The organism is Microbacterium sp. X-17, from assembly GCF_039615055.1.
Map to the genome: position 1 here is coordinate 102,037 of NZ_JBDHNI010000011.1, position 6,858 is coordinate 108,894.

Genomic DNA, 6,858 nt, shown 5'->3' on the forward strand with positions numbered 1-6,858 from the left:
TTAGAGTTCGGTCGCAAGCGTGCGCACGAGGGTGGAGCCGGCTGCTCCTGTTGCGACGGCATTTCCCGAGCGCAGCACAGTCACCGTGTGGCAGATGCGTTGCAAGACATCTAGTCGTTGTTCGGCAATCAGCAGAGCAATGCCGTGCTCGGTGGCGTTCGTTAGGCTGTCAACCAGCAGGTCCGTGACGACCGGCGCCAGTCCCTCCGTCGGTTCATCGAGAAGCAGCACGGCTGGCCTGCGTAGCATCGCCCGGGCAATAGCGACCTGCTGTTGTTGGCCGCCGGAGAGCAACCCGGCCCGCAAATTCGCCAACGACGTCAATGTTGGGAAGATGACGTCAATGTCAATTGATGGCCCGGGTCCCGCGGGAGCGATCCGAGCTGCGTCGAGGTTCTCTCGTACGGTCAGCTGAGGGTGCAGGCGTCGGCCCTGCGGTACCACAGCGATGCCGGCGCGCGCCCGCTGATACGGCAGCATGTCGAGGAGCGATTGGTCACCGAATTCCAATGTCCCCGTCGAAGGCAGAAGCCCGCAGATCCCGGCGATTAGTGTCGACTTTCCCGCACCGTTGTGGCCAACCACCCCCAACGCCTGGCCTGGCGGCAGCGTGATGTCTACGTCGCGCACGATGCTGGCTCGCCCGCGTGAAACTGTAATTGACCCGTGCAGACCACCCGCGGCGTTCACGCGTACTCTCCAAGGTACGTTTCGCGGACTCGGGGATCCTGTGTCACCGACTGGAACGTGCCCGTCGTGACCAGCCGGCCGCTCTCCAAGTACGAGACACGGTCCGCCACCGCTGAGACAAAAGACAGATCGTGTTCCACGATCAGGAATGAGGTCTGACTTGCCCTGTTATGGGAGAGTACCTGTTCGGCGAGAAGCTCACGCTCGGACACCGACAGGCCCGAGGTGGGTTCGTCCAACACAATCAGATGCGGCCGCCGGGCCACAATCATGTGCCACTCCAGCTGTTGCCGGATCCCATGCGATAGGGTCTCCGCTGGTCGCCGCCCCAGCTGCCGCGCCCATGTGACCGCCCCAACTCCGTCCCATGCGACCCGCGCGTCGGCCGCGACCAGATTCTGTTCCGCGCTCGCACGAGGAAATACACGCGGCATCTGGAACTTGCGTCCCACTCCGCGACGTGCTCGACGCCACGGAGCGCCGTGCAGGCGTATCCCGTTCAATGTCACGGTCCCGCTCTCAGCTCGCGCATGCCCAGTGATGACGTTCGCCAGAGTTGTTTTTCCTGCACCATTCGGACCGATCAGTGCGTGGACGCTCCCGTGCTCCACCGCGAAGCTCACGCTTGTCAATACGGCTCTGTTACCGAATCGAACTGACACGTCCGCGCAGGAGAGAACAACGTCAGCGGGCGACATCGGTCCGCAGCGCAGCGCGAAGGTCTGTGCCCGTAGGGTCCCAGTTCAATGTGCGACCAATCCACGACTCAGCTAGGGCGCGTTCGCTATACAGGCTGGCCATGGCAACCGAGATCGTCTGCCCGGTTCGCTGACGGTTCCGCGCCACTGCTGGTCCGCCCCATGTCTTCGGGCTCAGGGCGACATCCACCTCAACCGGGCGTGCACCTGACGCGCACTCCAGCAGAACCTCCAGTTCACCCAGCGTCATTTCCGAGACGAACACGTCCTGGCACACGTGGTCAGTGATAAACGGAACTACCCGGAGGATGTCCGCCTCAGACACCTGCCCGGCGGGCAGAAACGCAAACGTGCCATCGATCGGCGACTGCATCGTCTGCAGCTGCTGAGGGAACACCAGCGAAATGTCTGCCCCGGTATTTGCAGCGATCCCCCGAGCCATCGACTCGGCCAGCGAGTTGTCATGCCACGGACGGACCGCCAGCGGCTGCGAAATCTCCCCTACGACCTCATGCGATAGTGCCCAGTTGGCGGAAGCTCCCGGGCCAGTCCACGGATTATCGGTCTCCTCCAACATCACACCGAACGTTGTCCACGAACCATCGGCGTTCCAGTCCAGGACGCCAACTTCGGCGCCGAACGCCCACGGCTGGACAAAGGGCACATCCGCGAGCGTCCCGATGAAACGACCTAGCGTATGTCCACCAAGTAGAACATCGGTATGACCCCGCAGCGATGTCACCAACGCTTCGATACGGCCCGTGTCGATCTGCAGCGGTCCCTGGACGGTGGTGGTCCAATCAACCCCGTCATGTATGACAGTCACAATCACGTCGGCGCCACTCGTCCGCAATGATCGGGCAAGATCCGGCACCAATACTTCCGGCGCCAGTTGATCGCCACTCAGGGTGCTGTTGAATTGCTGCAGCGCGGGGTGAGTCAAACCGATCACGCCAACGCCCACCCCGCCTGCATCCAGCAGAACCGTGGACGGCAGGCCGATGTCGTAGTTTGCGACGACAATCGGCACACCTGCCTCGCCAAGCCAACGGCGAGCGTGCTCCTCGCCCCAGTCGAACTCGTGGTTTCCAATGGTCGCCACGTCGATACCCAACTCGCGAAAGGTGGCGAAACCGTACGTCCCACCTGATGCGGGAGCCAACGGCCCCCCTTGGGCGAAATCTCCCCCGTCGACCCACAGCGAAGCTTCAGCTCCCGAGCGCAATGAATCGACAGCATTCACTAGGGAACGTGCCCCCGGTTGGACCCCGTAGGAGGTTCTGCGGTGAAAGAACGACCCAAACAGATCGTTCGTCGTAACAATGCGGACCCGAGGTTTTGAGGTCATGACATCTCCAATTGGGGGCTCAAAGCTGATGGTGGTTGGGGGCTCAAAGCTGATGATGGGAAGCGACCGCGTGGTGTGCGTCCAGGGCGGCCATCGCGCGGTCCGAATCGCGCATCGCAAGGGCGACATACATCGAGTCCAGAACGCATAGGTGAGCTAACCGGCTCGCCATAGCCTCAACGCGGAAGCCGAGCTGCCGTCCGCCGGCGATCAGGGGATACTCGACCGCCCTCGTGAGGGGGGATCGTCCATAGCTTGTGACCGCGACCGTGACCGCACCACGGTCGGTTGCCGTGGCGGCAATCTCAAGTGTTTCCCTCGTCGCGCCAGTGTGGCTGATCAGCACACACACGTCCCCCGAGTGCAACATAGCTGCGGCCTGATGCTGAGTCAGCGAATCGATCGGTGCGTCAGCACGAACTCCGATGCTCCGAAAGCGGTATGCAGCGTCTTGAGCGATTGGTGATGACGGCCCGAGTCCGACAAACAACACACGGTCGGCCACCGCCATGGCATCAACGACAAGACTGAGGGTCGGCGTATCCACAGAGGTAACCGCCTCCGACAACACATCAGAAGACGCCGCAAAGACTTTCGCCACGATCTCGGTCGCGCTATCACCATCACGGATTTCATCTGCAACTAGTTCCAGCTGAGGTCGCACGTCGCGTGCGATAGCAAGTTTCAGATCCTGAAACCCCGTAAAGCCAAGACGCTTGCAAGCTCGGATGACAGTCGATTCGGCAACTCGAGCCGCTTGCGCGATCTCCGAAATGGACGAACCGAGCACCTCCGCACCCCGAGCAGAGATGACCTCTGCGGCCCGCCGATCGCTGGGTGGCAACGAGGGCAACAAGGCCCGAATACGAGCCAGCGGGGCGGCAGACTCAGCGAGGTCCTCTGCAATGTTTTCCACCACGCCAGACTCGTGGAAGCACCTTAACGCACCCATCCGAAACTATGAACAGGAAGGAAACTTCTCTCCAGGTTGAGTCGTTAGAAAAGAAACTTCCATCTTGGGAGACGGAGCACGCTGCAATCCGCCGGGTCCTCGGGACTCCCTGATCGACACTGCGTGCCTTCACGACACAGCCAATTCGTCCACGACGCGAAAGGCGCCGGGTTCCACACCTACGGCGGCAGCAGTCCAAGTCCGGCACGATGACCGACGAGGAGAAGGCTAAGCGGCGCATCCTGATCGCCAACATCAAGGCGTGGGCGTCCGCCGAGATCGTCCGACGCAATTGGCCCACCGCTTTCCGCTCCCGCAATACTCCCCCATAGGACACGGCGGTCGTGATCGCCAGAGGCCTCACCATCCACCGGTAGACGCTTAGCACCGCTACCTGTGAGGGGAACAAGCTCGCGCAGCGGTTGCTCGGGCTGGAGCCGTCCCGGCAAATCCCCCGGCGAAGGCTAAGGCGGCCGACGCGGAGGGGAACGCACCCGCAGTCAGTGCGGACCTTCGTGACGGCGACTTATCACACCTGATGCGGGCCCGAATACGGGCCCGATTCGCGCTCCGCGGTCAGGACAATTCACGAGTCTGCGCCCCAGCCCTCGACGGCCCGACGACCGGACCGCCCCGCTGGACCACTCGGTTGAAGGCCACGAACGGCACACATGCGGTCTCGGCCGTCAGCGCCGCTAGCCGGCCGATCGGTGTTCGAGGGTCCGCCGCGATCGCCCAACCGTCAAGGGCGTATCGACTTACTGTCTCTATGCACTCCTGCCTCTCGCCTGCTGAGGGGCTCGTCGAGCCGTCCACTCCGACCAAACCGCCCTGCAGTTCCGGACCCATGTTTCTCGTGTCGATGGCGAATACCCGCATCCTTATCACTCCCCTGGTTGATCGTTTTGTTTGCCTTTCCGGCGGGGAGATCAGTGGCGAGTGGGAGGGGCGGAGTGCCGGGACCGTGGAATACCGGAGGGAGCGCAGCGAGTGAGGATATGCCGCGAAAGCCCGGCACGGAGCACCGGGAACGAGCTACGATCGGGCGGCGGATAGACACACAAACCCGCAAGGACAGCGCCGCCAACGGCGGCTCAGATCAACTCTCCTTCGGACGCACGAGGATTGAGTCTGCCGATCTCCGACGCCCCCGACCCTCATATCTGGCATGAGATCGGCTGACGCGGCCCGCGAGAATTGAGAATTGGTCACTACTTCAAAGCTGAAGTCCTTCGAATGCGAACAACTTTGGTAGGGCGCACCACCCTCGCCGCAGCCAGCGCCGCCTCTGCCTTCAACGGGGGCACCGCTATCCGGACCTCGGCCGGTACTATCCCGCGCTGGCCGTCACCTCGGATTGTCGGACCTTGATCGTGGGATCGTAATGGCCGGGCTCGGTCTCGTCGCCCTTCTCACAATGGCGTGGCGGCGTCTGACCGCACGGCTCCTCCTCGACGGCCCCTGACCCACACCTGTGACACAAACGATCTCGCGTGCGAGTGGAGTCAGACTCATTGCAGCTCATTTCCCCACGTTGACCGCCTACTAGGCCGATACCGGACCCGATCCTGCCTATCGGGCAGGTCCTCCCGTCGGAGCCGTTTTGGTTCCTGCCAGCGATCGTGGGTGCACCCTCAGCGTCAGAGAGGTGGTTCGACGGCGCCACCGCCCGTCGTCGAACTCGCATGAAGCTCTGGCGTGGAGCCGACAGCGTCGGCGCAATATGTGTGTCTTCTCCCCGCTCCGGCCTGCGATCGTAACGACCTCCGGCTGCTCCGCTCCCGACCCTCACTATTTGCAGACTCCGTCGCTGCGCTCCTGCGCTTAGCAACCGCTCCTGCCGGTCACTGCTCGGCCTCCGCCCGTTCTTGATCTTCGTGCCGGAACGGCGAGAAAGACGAGTGGGCAAAGGAGCAGCAAATCATGGGAAATACGACCATTACCCGAGACGTGGAGAAGCGTCAGGCACACGCGGAGGCGCTTCACGCGTCGATAGTGGAGCAGGTCCAACGGCTCGCCGACAGCGGCCAGTGGCGGGCATTCCTGGAGTTCGCGCGCTCCTTCCATAACTACAGCCTTAATAACCTCCTGTTGATCCTCGCGCAGAACCCGGAAGCGAGCATGGTCGCCGGCTTCCGACAGTGGCAGTCGAAGGGGCGGCAGGTGCGCAAAGGCGAGAAAGCGATCAAGATCTTCGGATACCGCGAGAGGCAGACCGAGACCACCGGCGAGGATGAGAGCTCAGATGACGACAGTCGCCTGATCCGATACTTCCCGACACTTTCCGTGTTCGACATCGCACAGACCGACCCGATCGAAGGGGCCGAACCGCTAGCGCTAGATCCCACCCAGCAACTCATTGGCGACCACGACTACGGCGTCATCCCCCCGCTGACCAACAACCTCGAGTCCAGGGGATGGAGGATCACCCGCGAACCGCTGACCCATGCCAGCGGTTACACCGATCCGGAGACGCTGCGTGTGGTCCTCGCGGAAAGCGTCAGCGTCGAGCAGTCCGCGAAGACTCTGATTCACGAGACAGCGCATATCGAGCTCCACCACATCGAAAACGTCGAAGAGTACCGGCAGCACCGTGGACGCATGGAAGTCGAAGCCGAATCGGTCGCCTATGTGGTCGCCGGTCTGTGCGGCTTCGACACCAGCGCGTACAGCATCGGCTATATCGCCGGATGGAGTGACGCGGACATCACCGTGATTCGCGACTCGGCTACGCGCGTCCTCGCGGCGGTTCACAAAATCGTGGGGATGCTCGACCAGTAATCACGAGCGAACGAAAGGACCCGACCCATTTGCGTGGGTCGGGTCCTCTTGCGCGCGGGAGCGGCGAGAAGCTTAGCCGGAGCAAGAGGCGGCAAAAGCTGAGCACGGAGAAGGGCCCGACAAGAAGGAGGCCGAGACGAAGGGACGAGAAGAAGTGAAGTAGACCTAAGGAAGCAGAGCAACGAGAGAACAAGACTAGGAACGAGAGCAGGCAAGAAGGACGACCAGACCAAAGGGAAAATACCGAATGCACGTAGGCACTCTTCGAGTGTGCGCGCTGTTATGTCTCAGGACATGGGTGACGAATCTGCCTCAGGACATCGGTGACACTTCGGCGCTGTTTGGTGGTGACACTTCTCCTCGATCTTTGAGGAATGAGCCGTGTCGAA

General features: G+C 62.1%; 5 protein-coding genes. 1 reads left to right on the forward strand and 4 read right to left on the reverse strand.

Annotated elements, in window-relative coordinates; genetic code table 11:
- The 4 genes from ABCS02_RS33525 to ABCS02_RS33540 are packed head-to-tail and all read right to left on the reverse strand — an operon-like array spanning position 1 to position 3,655.
- On the reverse strand, positions 1–690 hold the full coding sequence (locus ABCS02_RS33525) for an ATP-binding cassette domain-containing protein (protein WP_345840056.1): 690 nt from the start codon (positions 688–690) through the stop codon (positions 1–3).
- On the reverse strand, positions 687–1,388 hold the full coding sequence (locus ABCS02_RS33530) for an ATP-binding cassette domain-containing protein (protein WP_345840057.1): 702 nt from the start codon (positions 1,386–1,388) through the stop codon (positions 687–689). Before ABCS02_RS33530 ends, ABCS02_RS33525 begins: the two co-directional genes overlap by 4 nt.
- The gene (locus tag ABCS02_RS33535; RefSeq protein WP_345840058.1) at positions 1,375–2,865 is read right to left on the reverse strand and encodes a metallophosphoesterase; all 1,491 of its coding nucleotides are present in this window, start codon (positions 2,863–2,865) and stop codon (positions 1,375–1,377) included. Before ABCS02_RS33535 ends, ABCS02_RS33530 begins: the two co-directional genes overlap by 14 nt.
- A complete protein-coding gene (locus tag ABCS02_RS33540) occupies positions 2,780–3,655 on the reverse strand; it encodes a MurR/RpiR family transcriptional regulator (RefSeq protein ID WP_345840059.1) in 876 nt (291 codons plus the stop codon). The genes ABCS02_RS33535 and ABCS02_RS33540 overlap by 86 nt, the downstream gene beginning before the upstream one ends.
- Before the next feature lie 1,956 nt (positions 3,656–5,611).
- Here ABCS02_RS33540 and ABCS02_RS33545 point away from each other — a divergent pair.
- Positions 5,612–6,469, forward strand: a complete 858-nt coding sequence (locus ABCS02_RS33545) for an ArdC-like ssDNA-binding domain-containing protein (protein WP_345840060.1) — start codon at positions 5,612–5,614, stop codon at positions 6,467–6,469.
- Positions 6,470–6,858: the final 389 nt, after the last annotated feature.

What these genes read in the sequence shown, in the direction of transcription:
- ABCS02_RS33530 (WP_345840057.1), bottom strand. Translation starts at nt 1,388, where the DNA reads ATGTCGCCCGCTGACGTTGTTCTCTCCTGCGCGGACGTGTCAGTTCGA.
- ABCS02_RS33535 (WP_345840058.1), bottom strand. Translation starts at nt 2,865, where the DNA reads ATGTCGCCCTTGCGATGCGCGATTCGGACCGCGCGATGGCCGCCCTGG.
- ABCS02_RS33545 (WP_345840060.1), top strand. Translation starts at nt 5,612, where the DNA reads ATGGGAAATACGACCATTACCCGAGACGTGGAGAAGCGTCAGGCACAC.